The organism is uncultured Stenotrophomonas sp., assembly GCF_963519925.1.
Taxonomy (GTDB): Bacteria; Pseudomonadota; Gammaproteobacteria; order Xanthomonadales; family Xanthomonadaceae; genus Stenotrophomonas; species Stenotrophomonas maltophilia_AE.
In genome coordinates this window covers 1-17188 of record NZ_CAUQPH010000073.1, presented here as the reverse complement: position 1 = coordinate 17188, position 17188 = coordinate 1, and the positions used below count along the sequence as shown (strand labels likewise).

At 69.4% G+C, this 17188-nt stretch carries 18 protein-coding genes and 1 pseudogene; 9 read left to right on the top strand and 10 right to left on the bottom strand.

Features of this window, described 5'->3' with window-relative positions; translation table 11 throughout:
• A pseudogene (locus RWO33_RS13115) lies at positions 1-324 on the top strand (hypothetical protein); the annotation flags it as partial.
• A gap of 11 nt (positions 325-335) precedes the next feature.
• The gene (locus tag RWO33_RS13110; RefSeq protein ID WP_314105345.1) at positions 336-1220 is read left to right on the top strand and encodes a DUF4097 family beta strand repeat-containing protein; all 885 of its coding nucleotides are present in this window, start codon (positions 336-338) and stop codon (positions 1218-1220) included.
• Between the two features lie 46 nt (positions 1221-1266).
• Here the strand turns inward: RWO33_RS13110 and RWO33_RS13105 are convergent, their stop codons facing one another.
• The 3 genes from RWO33_RS13105 to RWO33_RS13095 all read right to left on the bottom strand — a co-directional run bounded on the left by RWO33_RS13105 (position 1267) and on the right by RWO33_RS13095 (position 3399).
• A complete protein-coding gene (locus RWO33_RS13105; protein ID WP_068853593.1) occupies positions 1267-1446 on the bottom strand; it encodes a hypothetical protein in 180 nt (59 codons plus the stop codon).
• Between the two features lie 20 nt (positions 1447-1466).
• Positions 1467-1706, bottom strand: coding sequence for a YkgJ family cysteine cluster protein (locus RWO33_RS13100; protein ID WP_314105342.1), 240 nt, complete (start codon positions 1704-1706; stop codon positions 1467-1469).
• Positions 1707-2043: 337 nt separating this feature from the next.
• On the bottom strand, positions 2044-3399 hold the full coding sequence (locus RWO33_RS13095; RefSeq protein WP_314105340.1) for an Hsp70 family protein: 1356 nt from the start codon (positions 3397-3399) through the stop codon (positions 2044-2046).
• Between the two features lie 117 nt (positions 3400-3516).
• Here RWO33_RS13095 and RWO33_RS13090 point away from each other — a divergent pair, with 117 nt between their 5' ends.
• A complete protein-coding gene (locus RWO33_RS13090; protein WP_145479679.1) occupies positions 3517-3852 on the top strand; it encodes a zinc ribbon domain-containing protein YjdM in 336 nt (111 codons plus the stop codon).
• Positions 3853-3876: 24 nt separating this feature from the next.
• Here RWO33_RS13090 and RWO33_RS13085 read toward each other — a convergent pair whose 3' ends face one another.
• The gene (locus RWO33_RS13085; protein ID WP_314105337.1) at positions 3877-5010 is read right to left on the bottom strand and encodes a tetratricopeptide repeat protein; all 1134 of its coding nucleotides are present in this window, start codon (positions 5008-5010) and stop codon (positions 3877-3879) included.
• 139 nt (positions 5011-5149) lie between these two features.
• Between RWO33_RS13085 and RWO33_RS13080 the strand changes: the two genes are divergently transcribed.
• The 5 genes from RWO33_RS13080 (at position 5150) to RWO33_RS13060 (ending at position 9557) form a co-directional block, all read left to right on the top strand.
• Positions 5150-5752 (top strand): hypothetical protein, encoded by a 603-nt coding sequence (locus tag RWO33_RS13080; RefSeq protein WP_145479683.1) that lies wholly within the window; start codon positions 5150-5152, stop codon positions 5750-5752.
• 46 nt (positions 5753-5798) lie between these two features.
• Positions 5799-5984 (top strand): oxidoreductase-like domain-containing protein, encoded by a 186-nt coding sequence (locus tag RWO33_RS13075; RefSeq protein ID WP_314105334.1) that lies wholly within the window; start codon positions 5799-5801, stop codon positions 5982-5984.
• Positions 5984-6631, top strand: coding sequence for a DUF998 domain-containing protein (locus tag RWO33_RS13070; protein WP_314105347.1), 648 nt, complete (start codon positions 5984-5986; stop codon positions 6629-6631). The genes RWO33_RS13075 and RWO33_RS13070 overlap by 1 nt, the downstream gene beginning before the upstream one ends.
• A gap of 78 nt (positions 6632-6709) precedes the next feature.
• Complete coding sequence (locus RWO33_RS13065) at positions 6710-8062, top strand: AcvB/VirJ family lysyl-phosphatidylglycerol hydrolase (RefSeq protein ID WP_314105332.1); 1353 nt, start codon at positions 6710-6712, stop codon at positions 8060-8062.
• Positions 8063-8219: 157 nt separating this feature from the next.
• Positions 8220-9557, top strand: coding sequence for a hypothetical protein (locus RWO33_RS13060; protein ID WP_314105331.1), 1338 nt, complete (start codon positions 8220-8222; stop codon positions 9555-9557).
• Between the two features lie 16 nt (positions 9558-9573).
• Here the strand turns inward: RWO33_RS13060 and mprF are convergent, their stop codons facing one another.
• Positions 9574-12153, bottom strand: coding sequence for a bifunctional lysylphosphatidylglycerol flippase/synthetase MprF (mprF, locus tag RWO33_RS13055; RefSeq protein WP_314105329.1), 2580 nt, complete (start codon positions 12151-12153; stop codon positions 9574-9576).
• 214 nt (positions 12154-12367) lie between these two features.
• Here mprF and RWO33_RS13050 point away from each other — a divergent pair, with 214 nt between their 5' ends.
• On the top strand, positions 12368-12715 hold the full coding sequence (locus RWO33_RS13050; RefSeq protein WP_314105327.1) for a RidA family protein: 348 nt from the start codon (positions 12368-12370) through the stop codon (positions 12713-12715).
• A 46-nt stretch (positions 12716-12761) separates the two neighbouring features.
• On the opposite strand, the gene rnfB is transcribed toward RWO33_RS13050, so the two are convergent.
• The 5 genes from rnfB to RWO33_RS13025 form a co-directional block, all read right to left on the bottom strand.
• Complete coding sequence (gene rnfB, locus RWO33_RS13045; protein ID WP_314105325.1) at positions 12762-13181, bottom strand: Rnf electron transport complex subunit RnfB; 420 nt, start codon at positions 13179-13181, stop codon at positions 12762-12764.
• A 25-nt stretch (positions 13182-13206) separates the two neighbouring features.
• On the bottom strand, positions 13207-13797 hold the full coding sequence (locus RWO33_RS13040; RefSeq protein ID WP_314105323.1) for an HAD family hydrolase: 591 nt from the start codon (positions 13795-13797) through the stop codon (positions 13207-13209).
• Between the two features lie 24 nt (positions 13798-13821).
• Positions 13822-15900, bottom strand: coding sequence for a methionine--tRNA ligase (metG, locus tag RWO33_RS13035; RefSeq protein ID WP_314105321.1), 2079 nt, complete (start codon positions 15898-15900; stop codon positions 13822-13824).
• A gap of 59 nt (positions 15901-15959) precedes the next feature.
• Positions 15960-16409, bottom strand: a complete 450-nt coding sequence (locus RWO33_RS13030) for a DUF2147 domain-containing protein (protein ID WP_314105319.1) — start codon at positions 16407-16409, stop codon at positions 15960-15962.
• A 110-nt stretch (positions 16410-16519) separates the two neighbouring features.
• Entirely contained in the window at positions 16520-16912 is a 393-nt protein-coding gene (locus tag RWO33_RS13025; RefSeq protein WP_314105317.1) for a VOC family protein, read from the bottom strand.
• Positions 16913-17188 lie beyond the last annotated feature (276 nt).

The window sequence follows — 17188 nt, the reverse complement described above, 5'->3', positions numbered from 1 at the left end:
GGTCTGGGCCTGGCGGCAGCACTGGCCGTGCTGATGGTGGTGCCCACGGCCACCCCGCCGACGCCGCGGCCGTCGCCGCTGCAGCGACAGGCCGACGTCATCGCCGCCGAGTACCAGCAGGCGATGGCGACCCTGCCTGCCGCGCAGATCGGCGCGGAATGGCAACCGGCGCTGCATGAGCTGGATACCAGCGCGCGCTCGATCCGCGCCGCGATCGCCGAGAGCCCGCGCTCCGGGTTCCTGCTTACCCAGCTGCAGCGCACCTACGCGCTGCGGCTTGAATTGACCCAGCAGGCCGTGAACGCCGCTGGCCTGCCAACCTGACGGAGAGTCCCATGCAAGTTTCCACGCGTTTCATCGTTGCCCTCGCCCTGCTGCTGCCACTGGCGGCGCAGGCCGCCACCCGTGTCGACGAACGCCATCCGCTGGCGGCGGGCGGGCGGGTGGAAATCAGCAACATCGCCGGCAAGGTCACCGTGCGCGGCTGGGACCGCAACGAAGTGGCGTTGAGCGGCAGCATGGCCGATGGCCTGCGCCTGCAGCAGGACAAGAGTGCCAACCGGGTGCGCTGGGAGGTCATCTACCCGCGCAACGGCAACAGCGGCGGGGCCACCCTGGAACTGCGCGTGCCGCGTTCGGTCGACGTGCAGCTCGGGACGGTCAGCGCGGACATCGACGTGGCCGAGGTCGATCTGCGTCGCCTGCAGGCCAATGCGGTCAGCGGCGACATCGCCGCCGCCGGGCGCAGCACGGACGCTTCGCTGGCCTCGGTCAGCGGCAGCATCCGCTCGCAGGTGCAGACGCCGCGGCTGTCGCTGCGTGCCGTAAGTGGTTCGATCCAGGCCGGCGGTGGCGCGGCCGGCGAGGTGTCCGCGGAAACGGTGTCGGGCAGCATCCGGCTGGATGCGGCGCGGGTGCAGCGGCTGGACGCGGAGGCCGTGTCGGGCAGCCTGACGGTGGCCGCAGCGGGCCTGGCGCCCGGCGGCAGGGTGAGCCTGCAGACGGTAAGTGGTTCGATCGCGCTGCGCCTGCCAGCGAAGGTGTCCGCGCAGCTGGCGGTAAAGACCTTCAGCGGTGACATCCAGTCCGATGCCGGCCAGGTCGAGCGGCCGCGCTACGGCCCCGGCCGCAGCCTGGACACGCGGCTGGGCGGTGGCGATGGGGATATTTCGATCAATGCCCATTCGGGCAACGTACGGGTCACGCTGGACGGCCGCTGAGTGCGGCCCCCGCACCGGCCCGGGGCCGGTGCGGACGGCTGCGGCGTCAGCCGGCCTTTTTCAGCGCCAGGGTGTTGCCCAGAACTTCGATCTTGCCACCGCTCTTGCGGAACGCGGCCAGGTCGGCAGCGATGCTGGCGCTGCTCAGTGCGGTGTTGGAACCCTGCTTGCGGTCAACGCGAACGGTGTTGCCTGCCTTGGGGGAGGTCTTTGGCGAACGGGCCATGGATGCTCCTGTCATGGGTGTTACGTGGGAAAAAACGTCAACGCTTCGTACTGCTGTCGACGGTAGTCCTGCCGCACCGAGCGGCAGTCATCGCCGCCCATCGAGAACTGGCGGCAGATTGCGGGACGCTGCGAATAGATCGTGCAGCGCAGGTGGTAGGGGTCGATCGCGGCGCACCAGCCTTCGTCGTTGCGCGCCATCACGGTGCGGCCCGCCTCGTCGGTATCCAGCAGGTGGCCGGGTACCGCGTCGTCAGGCATGACGGTCACCGACAGCCGGCAGCACACTGCGTCGCAGCGGCGGCAGTCGATGGGGTCAGGCTCGGCGGATTCGCCCAATCGGAATCTCTCTTGGCGGCTCGGGAATGGAGCGTGCGGGGAGCGAGCCGGATCCCAGCGGTGAGCGACGCCAACGCCGCGGACGGATCCGGACGACGCGGGTATCGATGAAGGGTGGTGGCCTCTTGGAGGCTGGGTACGACATGCGCATTGCGCATCGAAGCCGAAAGATGATAGCGCTTTCGGCGTAACGTTTTGTTAATACGCGGGTTCCACGCGCCTTGACCCTTGTCCCGCAAGGGTTTCAGTCGGGCGGGGCTCAGTGGCTGGCGGCCCACGCCAGCCCATGCACCACCCCGAACGAGGGATTGCCCCGCACCAGGGTCGACCCGGGGAACGCGGCCTCCACGGCAGCCTGCAGGTAGCCGGCACGCGACATGCCGCCGGTGAGGAAGATCGCGGCCGGGTCGTGGCCGATGTCGGCGCGGACCTGTTCGAGCAGCGCGGTGAGCTCGGCCAGGTAACTGCCCGCCGCCGCTTCCAGCCGGGACCGCTCCACCGCCACACCCAGCCCGGGCTCGATGAAGTCCAGTGCGCTGTCGTGCGACTGCGCTGCGCTCAGCGCGATCTTGCAGCGTTCCACTTCACGGTACAGGCGCGCGGTGTTGCCGGTGTCCTGCAGGGCCTGCAGGCGCTTGCCCCACGGCGCGTCCACGTCGCGATACGCATGCTGGCGGAAATCGCGCTGGCGGGTCATGTCCTGCACCATCGCCGCTTCGACGTAGTGGTGCGCCGGCACCCGGCTGCTGCCGCGGCCGAACAGCGGCATGTACGCGCCCAGGCTCAATGCCAGGTCGATATCGGTGCCGCCGCGCGCGATGCCCCAGGCGCGGTGGATCTTCGGTGCCTGCACGCCGCCGACCCGGGCATGCGCGACGTCGGTGGTACCGCCGCCGATGTCCACCACCACCGCATCATGTTCCCGGGTGCTTTCGGCGTGGTAATGCATCGCCGCCGCTGCAGGTTCTTCGAGGAAGTCCACGCTGTCGAAGCCGGCCGCGATCGCCGCCGTATGCAGGATGTCCAGCGCCTGGTCGTTGCCGGCCGCGCCGATCGAACTGCGGAACTGCACCGGGCGGCCCAGCGTGGCGGTGCGCACCGGCGTGTCCAGCTGGCGCGAGGCGGTCAGGCGGATGTGCTCGAGGATGTGGGTGGCGATGCCGGTGATGGTCTGGCGCGCGCGCGGGTGCAGGTTGTAGCCGAGCATCGACTTCGGGCTCTGCACAAGGTTGCCTTCGTTTTCCTCGAAATAGGCTTCCAGCGCGTCGTCGCCGTACAGCGCGTTCTGCAGCAGCCGGGTCGAACTCAGCGGCGCCCGCATCTGCTCTTCCATCCACTGCCGCCGCACCACCCGCAGCGCTTCGCGGCGCAGCGCGTCGGGCGCGCGTTCCTGTCCGGCCGCGCGCGCGTCGCGTGCCGCTGCGTCCATCAGCCGCGCCAGCTCGTGTTCCAGCGCCGGGGTCAGTTCGAAGTCGTTGGGGTCGCGCATCACCTCGGGGAAGTACACCGTGGTGCGGAACTGTTCGGCCTCGCCGAAGCGGATCGGCACCACCTGGCCTTCCACCACGGCGGCGGCGGCGGAATTGCTGGTACCAAAGTCGATGCCGATTTTCATGCGGGCCGGGCCGGAAGGTCAGGGGGCGCGCACTGTGCGCCAAGCGGACCGCCGGTGCAAGGGCCGCCCGGGCCGGGCGGTTACAATGGCCGCTGTTCCGTCCTTCAAGGCTTCACCATGTCCGCCGTACCTGCCTGCCCGCAATGCACCCTGGAGAACACCTATGCCGACGGCGCGCTGTTCATCTGCGCCGACTGCGGCCACGAATGGGCGGCCGGGGATTCGGGTGGCCAGGCCGTGGTAGTGCGCGACAGCAACGGCAACGTGCTGGTGGCCGGCGACACAGTGACCGTGATCAAGGACCTCAAGGTGAAGGGGTCGTCGATCCCGCTGAAGCAGGGCACGGTGATCCGCAACATCCGCCTGGTGGAAGACGACGCCGAGCACATCGAAGGCAACTCGGAGAAGATCAAGGGGCTGGTGCTCAAGACCTGTTTCCTGAAGAAGGCCTAGGCAGCCATCGCCGGTCGACATGCCTCAATTGGCGGCGGTGCGCTGCCGTAACCGCTGCAGGCTGTCCAGCTTGGCCTGGTAGGTCGCGCACAGCACGTCGGTGCCTTCGCCGGACAGGTCGCGGGCGCGGGTCATCTCCAGCGAGGCGCGGCGGCTGTCGCCGGCCAGGAAGTACGCCCGCGCCAGCCCGAAATGGAACTGGTGCGCGTTGCCGTACAGGCGGATCGCGCGCAGGTAGTAGTCGATGGCCAGCGCATAGTCGCGGCGTTGCTCGGCGTCGTTGCCCATCCGGAACTGCGCGAACGGGTCGGTCTTCTGTACCTGCTGCAGGCGCCGTGCCAGCCTTTCGGCGTGGCGTGCATCGCCGAGCCGTCGGTACAGCGCGCTGGCGTTGGTCAACGCGGCCACATGCCGGGGTTGCAGCTGCAGCGCGGTGTCGTAGTCCTGCCGCGCCTTGCCCAGGTCCCCGCTGCGGGTGTCGAGTACGCCCAGGTTGTTCCAGCCGGCGGCGAAGGACGGTGCCATGGCCAGCGCCGCGTCCAGGTAGACCCGCGCCTGCGCCGTGTCGCCGTCGGCCATCGCCGCGGCCCCGCGGTTGTTGTAGAAGTGCGCCAGCGCGCGCTGCCCGGTGATCGGTCGCGGCCCATAGCGGTCGTACAGGACGTTGCGGTCCAGGTCGACCACTGCGGTGCGCCCGCCGAGGGTGAGTCCCACGTTGACGTGGCCGACGTTGTAGATCACGCCTTCGTCCTGGTGCCAGGTGACCACCTGCGCCACCTCCTGCACCCGTGCATCGATCCCCGCCGCGCGCGCCAGGGTGACGAACATCAGCGTGAACGACAGGCAGTTGGCGCGCCGGGTCTCCCAGGTTTCGGCCAGGGTGTGGGTGGCGTACGGGTCGTAGGCCAGGTGCATGCCGTTTTCGTCGAACACCAGGTGCACCAGCCGTTCCAGCCGCTGTTCGCGCGAAGGGCCCGGCGCGATCACCCGCTGCTGCAACAGCGCCTGCAACGGCGCGGGAATGGCCAGGATCTGCTCGGGAGAGGGCACCGGCTGCACGCGCGTCCCGGCCACGGCCGGCGCGGGCGGGGCGGCCAGGGCAGGGGCGCCGGCAGGTGCCAGCAGGGCCAGCAGCAGCAGGGATTTCCAGCCGTTCATCGCGGTCACCGTGCAGGGTCGACATGACGTTCGTGGCTTGAGTCTAGGCCCGGTGGCGGCGATCGGCGCGCCGCTTGTCGGGCTGTGGCGCGCGGCGACGTGCTTGCCATCGGCCCCGGCGCCGGCCAATGATGCGGCCATGACCTTCGCACCGCTCTCCCTGCCGGCGGCCATGCAGGCCGACCTCGAAGCCGCCTACGCGGTCCCGCCGCGGGCCTATCACGGGTATGCGCATGTACGCGCGGTGCTGGCGCACTGCCAGGCCGTTGCCGAGGGCCCCGGCTGGCGGCACCCGGGGGAAGTGCAGCTGGCCGCGCTCTACCACGATGCGATCTACGACGCCGGCCGCAAGGACAACGAGGCGCGCTCGGCCGCGCTGGCGCTGGCCCAGGTCGAACGCTGGCTGCCCGGCGCGGGGGTGGACGTGCAGCGGGTGGAACAGCTGATCCTGCTGACCGCGCGGCACGGCACGCTGGGCGCCGGCGACGTCGACCCCGAAGCGGCGTTGTTCCTGGACTGCGACATGGCCATCCTGGGCGCGCCGCCCGCCGTCTTCGACGCCTACGACCGTGGCATCGCCGAGGAGTACGCCGGACACGTGCCGGGTTTCCTGTTCCGGCTCAACCGGCGGCGCTTCCTCCGCCACCTGCTGCGCAGCCCGCGCATCTTCCTGAGCGATTTCTTCCACCAGCGCCTGGATGCCGCCGCGCGCGACAACCTGCGCCGTCGCCTGGGGGGCTGAGGTGGGTGGATTACACTGGCGGTGCTGATTCCCTGCCGCCTCGCCCATGCCCGTTCCCCTGCCCACCCCTGACCCCGATCCCCGCCCGCAGGCACCGGAAGCCCCCGGTCCCAACGAATGCTGTGGCAGCGGCTGCCCGCTGTGCGTGCTGGACCTCTACAGCGACGAACTGCAGCGCTACCGGACCGCGTTGGCGGCATGGCGGCTGCGCCATCCCGAAGCGGAGCCGTGATGCCGTCGCGCGTGCGCCTGCCCCTGCATGCCCATGTCGCGCAACTGGCGCTGCTGGCGCTGGCCGGATTCGTGCTCACCGCGCTGTGGACGCAGTGGGTGCGCCAGGACCTGGACTGGGTGCAGGCCACCCTCAGCCTGTACCTGCACGGACCGTGGGGGCTGGCGTTGCGCACCGCGTACTGCGTGCTGGCGCTGGCGATCATGCTGCTGGCCTGGTCGCTGTACGCCGCAAGCCGCTCGCCCCGGCGCAGTGCCGCCGCACCGCTGCTGTTCTGCGTCGCGGGGCTGGGGCTGCTGGGCGTGGCCATCGGCGACAGCTGGCTGCCCGAGTGGGCGCCGCTGCTGGCACCGCTGGTCCACGGCATCGCCGCCAACACCGCGTTCCTGTGCGTAAGCGTGGCCATGCTGCTGCAGAGCTGGTACCTGCGCGCCGACCCGCAGTGGGTGCGCTGGGCCGGCCCCGCATGGTGGTGGGCATGGCTGTGCTTCGCGCTGCTCTGGCTGCATGTGCTGTGGCGTGGGCCGCCGCGTGGGGCCGGGCAGAAGCTGGTGATTGCCGCGGTGGTGCTGTGGCTGGCCGTCGCGGCGCTGCAGTCGTGGCGCCAGGCGCGACGCGCTGCCGCGCCGACCGACCCCGCGCGCTGAGCGCAGCTGCCAGCCTGTGTACATGCCCTTGGCGGTGGACAGGCGTATCGTTGAACGACTTCCACGGGGTGCGTGACGATGCGGCGAAGCAGTGTGGGCAGGGGCCTTGGCGTGCTGTTGGGCGTGGCGTCGATGCTCGGCGTGTCGCCCGTGTCGGCGGCGACGCAGCAGGTGAGCCATGGACGGTTCCAGGACATTCCGATCCTTGCACCCGATGGCCATCCCAAACGGGTGGTGATCTGGTTTGATGGCGGCCGCGACCCCGCTGCCACCGCACAGCGTCTGGAGGCCCTGCGTGCGCAGGGCGCCCTGGTGGCGCAGGTGGACGTGGCGACGCTGCGCAGGGGCCTGGCGGCCGACGGCGCTGGCAGTTGCGCCTTCGGCGCCGGCGATGTTGAAAATTTCTCGCGTTGGGTGCAGGCGTACCTGCATGTGCCGGGATACCACCTGCCGTTGATCGGCGGCGACGCGGCCGGCGCCGAGCTGGCCTACGCGGTCGCGGCCCAGGCCGATACCGGGATCTTCGCCGGCCTGGTCACCAGTGGGTTCTGCCCGGACCAGGCCCACGAGCGCGCGGTGTGCGGTGCCGGTGTCAGCCATGGCCGGCTGCAGCCCACCGAGCTGGACTTTCCCTGGTTGAATGCCGCGGGCGACCGCCAGTGCGCCGCGGGCACCGCCGCCGCGTTCGTCCGCAAGGTGGCGATGGGGCGTGAATTCCAGCGCACCGCCACCGGCTCCGATCTGCCCGGCCTGCAGGCCGCGGTGGCGGTGATGGGCGCGCGCAAGGGGGTGAGCCTGGCGCCGCCGCCGGACGATCTCAAGGGTCTGCCGGTGGTGGAGATTCCCTCCCGGGTGCCCGGCGACACGCTGGCCATCTTCGTCTCCGGCGACGGTGGCTGGGCCGGGCTGGACAAGGATGTGGCCGCGGCGCTCAGCGACGCGGGCGTGTCGGTGGTCGGCGTGGATTCGCTGCGCTACTTCTGGACCGCGCGCACCCCCGAGGGCTTCGCCCGCGACCTGGAACGGATCGCACGCCATTACGGCGCGCAATGGCAGCGCAGACGGCTGCTGCTGATCGGTTTCTCACAGGGCGCGGACGTGCTGCCTGCGGCGATCGACCAGCTCGATCATGAGACGCGGGAATCGATCGCGCTGATCGGGTTGATGTCGGTCGGACGCAAGGCCGACTACGAATTCCATGTCAGCAACTGGCTCGGCGGCGACGCCGGTGGACGGCCGATCGCGCCGGACATCGCCCGCCTGCCGGCAGGGCGCACGCTGTGCCTGTATGGCGAACAGGACCCGGACGCCTTGTGCCCGGAACTGGCCCCGGGACAGGCGACGGTGGTCGCACTGCCGGGCGACCACCACTTCAAGGGCGACTACGACCGCCTGGCGAAGACCCTGCTGGCGCATCTGCCACCCCGTTGATGGAATCCTGGAAGCGACCGGCGGCCGCGCAGCCGATGCTGGGAATCGATCAAGGTTCCTGGGGTGTCGCATGCTTCGTGTTTCCGCCGCTGGGCCGGTGTCGCAGGTGTCGAATGCAACGAAGCCTTCTGCGCCCACACCCGGGCTGGCACTGTCCATGATCCGCAACGACCCCACCGAAGCGAAGCTGTATTCCCTGCTGGCCAGTGACAGCGGTACGGCGCAGGCGTCGCCCACGTCCGCCGCGCAGAAGATGGCGGATGCCATGTCGCTCTGGCGTTCCGGCAACCGGGAAGCATCCACGTGCGCGCTGTTCTGCGATGGTCTGAAGACGGTCCTCGAGCAGCGGGTCAAGGACAATGACGTCGAGCTGCGCAAGGCGATCATGGAACATGACTCCAGCGCAGTGAAGGCGTACCGGCTGCTGATCGACGACCCGGGCTACGTTGTCGCTCTGCGTGAGGCGAAGCGTCTCGGCGATGTAGCGCATCCGGAACTGATCAAACGCGAAACGGATCCGGCGCGAAAGGCGCAGCTGACGGCGCTGGCCGCAGCCGTGGACAACGCCCGCGCTGGCCACGGTGACTGGAACAGCGTCCAGTCCAGCGCCCGCGCATTGGACCCCGCGCTCGCCGATCGCTTCGAACCGCACCGGGCGCTGCTGATCAGGAAACAACGCCTGGAGCAGGACAAGGACGTGATCGCGTTGCTGGCGCTGCCGAAGCCGCAGGGTGCATCGTCCGGCGGCGCCGCGCGTGGGCGTGCGGTCGAGGACCGGGTCGGCGCTGCGCTGACGGTGCTGTGCGATGCGATGAACCAGGCTGCTGGCGCGGGCGAGGCCGACGGTTTCCGTATCGTCCGCAGCGCCAACGTGCCGCCCGCGCTGCGGCCGGCGGATGGCAGGCACGTCAAGGCCGAGCTCGACTTCCTGCTGATGCATGGCGATGACGTGGTGCTGGTGGGTGAAACCAAGGCCGGTGGCGCGACCGCGATCGGCGCGGACTGCCTGAAGCTGCGCAACGCGGTGCTGGAAGCAGCGGAACGCGCGCAGCCCGACAGGACCTACGCGTTCCCGCTGGGCAGCGACAGGCGTTCGAAGACCGGCGGTGGCAAAGGCGCCCCCCAGGCGTTGCAGGTCACCGGGGCCTCGTTGCGGCAGCTGATGGACGCCCCCACGGCGTCGCCCGCGACGCAGCCGCACTGGCCCGCCAGCGCCCGCTATTTCCTGCCCGATGCGGTCGGCGCCATTCCGCTGTCGCAGCGTGCCGTGGCGTACCTTACCTGGCGCCCGGCAAGCCTCGAGTACGCAAAGGCCCTGTTCGACGGGGCCGCGCCTTCCGCCGAGGACCTGTCATCGGTGTGGCGCGAGCTGGGCGAAGACCCGAAGCTCGCGTGGATATGGGCCGAGCGTGCGCTGGCCGACCAGGCCCTGCACGCCGTGCACGGCAGCGACAGCATCGCCCGCATCGCCGAAGCGTTCATTCCGAAAGCGTAGGCGCAGGGCGTTGGGTTCATCCCGATGCGGCGGCGTCGGCTGCCTTGCGCGGCGCCATGGAGATCAGCCGCGTAGCATCCAGCAGCGCCGCTGGCAGATGCATCCCGCCCGGCGCGGCCAGGTACCGTGACCGCCACTGCGGCGCGAACTTCGACTTGAAGCGGCGCAAGCCGCTGAAGCCGTAGAAACGCTCGCCATGCCGGGCCACGACATTGGCGAACCGGTTCCAGCGCCCGGCCAGTCGATGCTGGGCCAGACCGGACAACGGTGCCATCCCCAACGAGAAGCGCTGGAAGCCGTGTCCGCGTCCCCACAGGAACAGCTCGATGAACAGGAAATCCATGGTGCCCTTCGGGGCATCATCGACGTGGCGCATCAGATCCACCGACAGTTCCTGCCCGGCCGGGGCCTGCCACAGGTTGGCGAAGGCCACGATACGACCGTCGGCCTCCACCAGCGCCATCGGAAAGCGGGCCAGGTAGGCCGGATCGAAACTGCCCAGCGAGAAGCCCTTCTCGTCGCCGGCCTTGTCGTCCAGCCACTGCTGCGACACCACCGCCAGCGCCGGGATCAACGCAGGCACCGCATCCGGCGCCACGACGCGGAAGCTCAAGCCGCCGCGCTTTCCGCGGTTCCAGGCCTGGCGCAGGTCGGCGCGCTCGCGGCCCTCCAGCCCGAAATCGTGCAGCGGCACCATTGCTTCCTCGCCCAGTTTCACCAGGGTCAGGCCAAGGTCGAGGTAGGTCTGCCAGTACGCTTCCCCCACCTGGTAGAACACCGGCCGCAGGCCCAGCCGGTCGGCTTCCTCGCGGAACCGCCAGATCAGGGCTCGGGCCACGTCCGGTGGGCCCACCGGATCGCCCATCGCGATCAGTGACCCGCCATAGCGCTGCATCATCACGAAGCCCTGCCCGGCCGCGTCGCGCAGCACCGCCTTGTCGGCGGTGAGCACCAGGCAGGCCTGGGTGTCCTGGGCCTGCTGCAGGATCGGCGCCAGGGCGTCCAGAGTGCCGCCATCGGCCGCGGGCAAGGGCGTGCGCGTGCTGTGCAGCAGGCGCGCCAGGCCGAAGATGGCCAGCGCGATCGCCACCACCAGCAATGCCCGCAGCGCACGCGGTGCATTGCCCTGGGTGGCGAACTGCCACCACAGCTCGTTCTGGTATTCGACATGGCTGTAGACGAAGAACAGCAGCCAGATCACCGCCACCAGCACCAGCCCCAGGTTGCGGATCCACGGCCAGGACCAGGCTTCGTCCAGCAATGCCCCCTGGCGGTAGAACTCGCGGCGCGAGGCCCACAGCGCCATGGCCACCAGCACCGACGCCAATGCGATCAGGACCTGCCCGCCGCGCAGCCAGATCGGCAGCGGCGCGATCACGCAGATCGCCAGCGCCAGCACCCAGGCGGCATGGCTGCGCCGCTGCAGGCCCTGGCCGATCAACAACAGCACCACACCGGCCAGGCTGCCGAGCAGGTGCGAGGTTTCCAGGATCGGCAACGAGGCATGCAGCAGGTGCCGGCGCGGCGTCGGCAGGGTGCCGTCGATCACCAGCGCGGCGCCCACGCTGAACACCGCCAGCGCGATGATCTGCGGCAGCCAGGGACGCAACGCGCTCCAACCGGCACGGGTGGCGCCGGCGCCTGCCCGCAGCGGGCGTCGCAGTGCCGGCGCCACCGCCAGTAGCGTGGCCAGCAGCAGCGGCAGCACGTAGTAGGTGACCCGGTATACCAGTGCCGCGGCCAGCACCGCCGCAGGCGCCACCTGCGGCAGCAGCTTGAGCAGGCTCCACTCGAACACGCCCAGCCCGGCCGGTACGCTGGACACCAGCCCGGCCAGCACGGCGACCAGATACAGGCCGACGAAGCCGGGCAGGCCGGTCGGCGTATCCATCGGCAACAGCACATAGAACGCGGCGCTGGCCAGCACCAGTTCGAGCACGCTGAGCGCGGTCACGCCCAGCATCGTGCGCCGGTCCGGCAGCCACAGCGCGTGCCCGCGGACGTGGAAGGTGCGGCCCGAGCGACCCACCAGCAGCACGGTGCCGGCATAGGCCAGCAGGCCCACGGCGCCGATCGCGCGCACCGCCTGCGCCGACACCGGCAACGCCAGGGCAGCCGCGCCGGGTTCGAGCAGGAACGCCAGCGACAGCAGCAGCCACGCGCCGAACACGAAACCCAGCGTGCTCATCAGCACCACCTGGCCGATCTCGGCCAGGCCCAGGCCGGCGCTGCCGTAGCCACGCAGGCGCACCGCGCCACCGGTCAGGGCGGCAAACCCCAGGGTCTGGCCCAGCGTGTGCGCCAGGAACGCGGTGATGCCCACCCGTGCCGGATGCAGGCGCCGTCCGCTGCGGCGCAGGCCGATCGCATCGAAGCCGATCAGGCAGGCGTAGCTGGCCAGCCCGAGCAGCACGGTGAGCGCGATCTGGCCCGCGCCCAGGTTGCGGAACGCAGTGCGGATGGCACCGTAACCGTGGTCGTCGAATTCGTTGGCCAGGCCGTGCAGGGCCAGCGCCAGTATTCCCAGGCTGAACACCACGGTCGCTGCGCGGCGCCAGCCATGGTGGGAAGAGGGGGCAGTGACGGGTTCGGTCATCGGGACAGCGGGCTCCGGGCACGCCATCGTGCCTGCCGCCGAATCGTGCGCTTCCGCGCTGCCGTTGCCAAGCCGGAATGGCGTTGACACCGTGGGGTGTCATGGTCAGCCGACCATGGCGTTGACACGCGTGGCGTGTCACTACGATCCCTGGTCGAGCGGTTTTGGGTCGCATCGGTGACAATGGGCCCACCATCACAGAGGAGACCTCACCATGTTCGAACGCTATGACGTTGCTCCGCGCATGTCCGAGATGACCGTGCACAACAAGGTCGCCTACCTGTCCGGGCAGATCCCCGAAGACACCAGCGAAGACATCACCGGGCAGACCCGGCAGGTGCTGGCAGAGATCGACAGGCTGCTGGCGCTGGTGGCCAGCGACAAGCAGCACGTGCTGCGCGCCGAGGTCTACCTGGCCGACATCGGCGACTTCGCCGGCATGAACGCAGCCTGGGACGAATGGGTGGTGGCGGGCATGACCCCGGCCCGCGCAACCGTGGAAGCCAAGCTGGCCGACCCCGCATGGAAGGTCGAGATCGTCATCACCGCAGCGTTGCCGTAAACGCCGACGCCACCGCGTAGAGCCACGCCCCGCGTGGCTGTACAGCTCAGGGCGCCCGAACCAGGTCGATGCAATCCACCGGGCACGGTGGAATGCACAGTTCGCAGCCGGTGCACAGATCGGCAATGACGGTGTGCATGTACTTGGCGCCGCCCACGATGGCATCCACGGGACAGGCCTGGATGCACTTGGTGCAGCCGATGCAGTCGGCCTCGATCACGAACGCCACCTGCGCCGGCTTGTGCTCGCCACGGCTGCGGTCGAACGGCGTCGCAGGCACGCCCAGCACGTTCGCCAACGCCCGCGCGCCGGCATCGCCGCCGGGCGGGCACCGCTCCACGCCCGCCTCGCCACGCGCCATCGCCTCGGCATACGGCCGGCATCCGTCGTAGCCGCATTGCCCGCACTGGGTCTGCGGCAGCAGCCGGTCGAGGCGTTCAACCAGGGAAAGCGGCGTGTTGTTCATGCGTGGCGTCGGCTGCGCGGTGGTTTCATTTCTGGGGTTTGCCCCGATACCAGCGCTCCTGGGCGAGGGCGAGCATCGAGCGGTCCTCGCGGCTGTCGCCGTAGGCGTGGAAGCGCACGTAGCGCGACAGGTCGTAGCGTGCGCGGATGCGTGCCGCCTTGTGCGGGGCGCAGTCGCCGTCGGCGTAGCGCCCGGTCAGGCGCCCATCGCGGCTTTCCAGCCGGTTGCAGATCAACTCCAGCCCCAACGCGTCGCACCACGGGCGCAGGTACAGGTCCAGCGAGCCGGAGACCACCACCACCGTATGGCGCTGCTGCAGGTGCCAGCGGATCTGTTCCAGCATCTGCGGGCGCACTACCTCCGGCAGGACCTCGCGGGAAAAGCCGGCCGCCTGCGCGGCGATATCATCCGCATGACGGTCGCGGAAGGTCAGCCGGGTCACCCGCGCCCGGATGCGCGCGGCGGAGATCAGCTTCAGGCGATAGGCCAGCAGCCACGGCCCGGCCTTCCACCACGCCTGCGCCAGCTGCTCGGGCGTGGCCACCCGGCGCAGGAAGCGCCCATATGTATCGCAGGTGGTGATGGTGTGGTCGAAGTCGATCAGGGCCAGTTCCATCGACACCCTCCCGGCAGGCCGATATCAACGAACCGGCATGCCCGGCTGCGCGCTGCTGTCGGCGTCCAGCAGCGCCAGCGCGCCGCCGTCGAAACCGGCCGACAGGATCATGCCCTCGCTCAGGCCGAAGCGCATCTTGCGCGGCGCCAGGTTGGCGATGAATACCACGTTGCGGCCCACCAGCGTGTCCGGCTCGCCATAGCTGGCACGGATACCGGAGAAGATCTGGCGCGTGCCCAGGTCGCCGGCATCCAGCTCGAAGCGCAGCAGCTTGTCCGAGCCCTCGACGAACTCGCAGGCCAGCACCTTGCCGATGCGCAGGTCCAGCTTGGCGAAATCATCGATGCCGATATACGTCGGCCCTTCCGTGGTCGCAGCGGGCGCAGCGGCCGGCGCGGCAGCAGGCGCCGCCGGCTTGATGGGCTTGGCCGGGGTCGCGGGTGCGGGGGCGGCGAGGGTGTCCTTGGAAGCGTCGGTCATGGCGTCAATCATTTTCGGGTCGATACGGGTGAACAGCGGGCTGTACACGGCGATGGTGTGGGCCAGCAGCGGCGAGGCGATGTCGGTCCAGCGCTGCACCGGCGCGGCCAGGAATGCTTCGGCCTGCGCGGCGGTGGCCGGCAGCACCGGCTTGAGCGCGGTGACCAGCACCCGGAACAGGTTCAGGCCCTGGGTACACACCGACTGCAGCTGCGCGTCGGCGCCGTCCTGCTTGGCGATCACCCACGGCTTCTGCTCGTCGATGTAGCGGTTGGCTTCGTCGGCCAGCGCCATGGTCAGGCGCAGTGCGGCGGCCGGATCATTGCGCTCGTACGCCTCGCGCACCGGCGCCAGCGCCGCCACGAAGCGGTCGTACTGCGCCGCATCGGGCAACGCATCGGCCAGGCGGCCCTCGAAGCGCTTGCTGATGAAGCCGGCACAGCGACTGGCCAGGTTGACGAACTTGCCGACCAGGTCGGCGTTGACGCGGGCGATGAAGTCGCCCAGGTTCAGGTCCAGGTCGTCGACGCCGCCGGAGGACTTGGCCGCGAAGTAATAGCGCAGCGCTTCCGGTTCCAGCCCGGCGTCCAGGTAGGTGCGGGCCATGACGAAAGTGCCGCGCGACTTCGACATCTTGGCGCCGTCGACGGTCAGGTAGCCGTTGACGTGCAGGCGGGTCGGCGCGCGGTGGCCGGTGCCGTGCAGCACCGCCGGCCAGAACAGGCCGTGGAAGTTGACGATGTCCTTGCCGATGAAGTGGTGCAGCTCGGTGCTGGTACCGGCGCGCAGGTGCGCGTCGAAATCCTCGCCGTTCTTCGCGCACAGCGCCTGGAAGCTGGACAGGTAGCCGATCGGCGCATCCAGCCATACATAGAAGTACTTGCCCGGGTGGCCGGGAATCTGGAAGCCGAAGTAGGGCGCATCGCGGGAAATGTCCCAGGCGCGCAGGCCACCTTCGGCATTGAGCCACTCGCCGAGCTTGGCCTTCACCCCGGGCAGTGCGACATCACCGGCCAGCCATTCGCGCAGGAAGCTTTCGAAACGGCCCACCTCGAAGAAGAAGTGTTCCGAATCGCGGATTTCCGGCGTGGCGCCGGAGATCACCGAGCGCGGGTCCTTCAGGTCGGTGGGGGCGTAGGTGGCGCCACACACTTCGCAGTTGTCGCCGTACTGGTCCGGGGTGGCGCAGTTCGGGCAGATGCCCTTGATGTAGCGGTCGGGCAGGAACATGCCCTTGGCCGGGTCGTAGAACTGGGCCACCGAGCGGCGCGTGATGTGGCCTTCCGCCTCGAGCTTGAGGTAGAACGCTTCGGTCAGGGCCTTGTTGCCGGCCGAGTTGGTCGAATCGTAATGGTCGAACGCAACCCCGAAGGCGGCGAAGTCGCGCTCGTGGCTGGCCTGGATGTTGGCGATGAACGTTTCCGGGGTCACGCCGGCTTTTTCCGCCGCCAGCATGATCGGGGTGCCGTGGGTGTCATCGGCGCACACGAACCAGGTCCTGCCACCGCTCATTCGCCGTGCGCGCACCCAGATGTCAGCCTGGATGTAGCCGACCAGATGGCCCAGGTGCAGCGGGCCGTTGGCGTAGGGCAGGGCGGTGGTGACGAGAGCGGTGCGGGTCATGAGCTGCACGGGTGCGGGGGGAACGCGGGATTATCGCATGCTCCCCCCACGCTTCGCGCTTACTCGCGGACCCAGGTCTGGGCGCGGCAGATGAACGCCACGCAGCCGGACATGTCCAGCTTCTTGCCACCCGGCAGCAGCTCCAGCTTGGACTTGTAGGTCTTGCCGTTGGCCGGATCCAGCACGGTGCCGCCGGACCACTTGGTGGTGCTGCCCTTGTCCTGCGTCAGGTTCCACAGGATGGTCATGCCTTTCACCGGCTTGCCCTTGTTGGCGCCGCTGCAGTCGTCGCAGACCGGGTTCGGGCCCTTGTCCGAATGCAGCACTTCCACCACCTTGCCGCTCAGCGTGCCATTGGTGGCCTGGGTGATCTCGACGATCGACTTCACCTTGTTGGTCTTGTCGTCGATGGTCTTCCAGCGGCCCACCGCGCTGTCGGCGGCCGAAGCGGACAGGGTGGCCGTCATCAGCGGCAGCGCCAGCAGCAGGGTCTTCAGGGTCTTGCGCATGTTTCCCCTCCCAGGGATGTAGGTGAACGCCGGCGCCGGGCCGGGACAGCTGGACTGTATACCCATTCGCCCGGGTACGGAACGCTGCGATGCGGCAGCCGGCAACCCATTCAGCCCACTTCGTACAGCTCCAGCGGCAGCCCGTCGGGGTCGGCGAAGAAGGTGAAGCGCTGCCCGGTGTACTCGTCGGTGCGGATCGGCTCGCAGGCCACCCCGGCCGCGGCCAGGCGCTCGATCATCGGCTCCAGCCGTGCCACCCGGAACGCCAGGTGGCGCAGTCCCTGCGCCTCGGGCCGGCTCGGACGGGGCGGCGGCGCCGGAAACGAGAACAGCTCGAGCTGCCCGCCGTCCGGCAGGGCCAGGTCCAGTTTCCAGGAGTCGCGGGCGGCGCGGTGATGTTCGGCCTTGACCGCCAGTCCCAGCACGCGGACGTAGAAATCGCGGGAGCGGTCGTAATCGGCACAGATCACAGCAACGTGGTGGATGCCGAGCAACGGTGTCATGGGATCGATTCCTGGTGGCGCGAAGGCGCGACTGTCTGAGCGGGACCCATACAAATACCCCAAGTTGCGCCGGCTTTCTAACTTGTTGTAGAGCGCTCACCCCACCCCCGTCTTCACCATGCAGCCCTTGTCGAGCCAGCGCAGGCACTGCACTGGGACGACGCAAGCATGAACGGAGTGGTCGGATGCACGTGATCGTCAACGCAGCGCAGGACCCGGCCGACCTCAGCGTGGGCGGGCAGGCGGTCCGCCTGCTGCCGGGTGACCGTCTGCTGC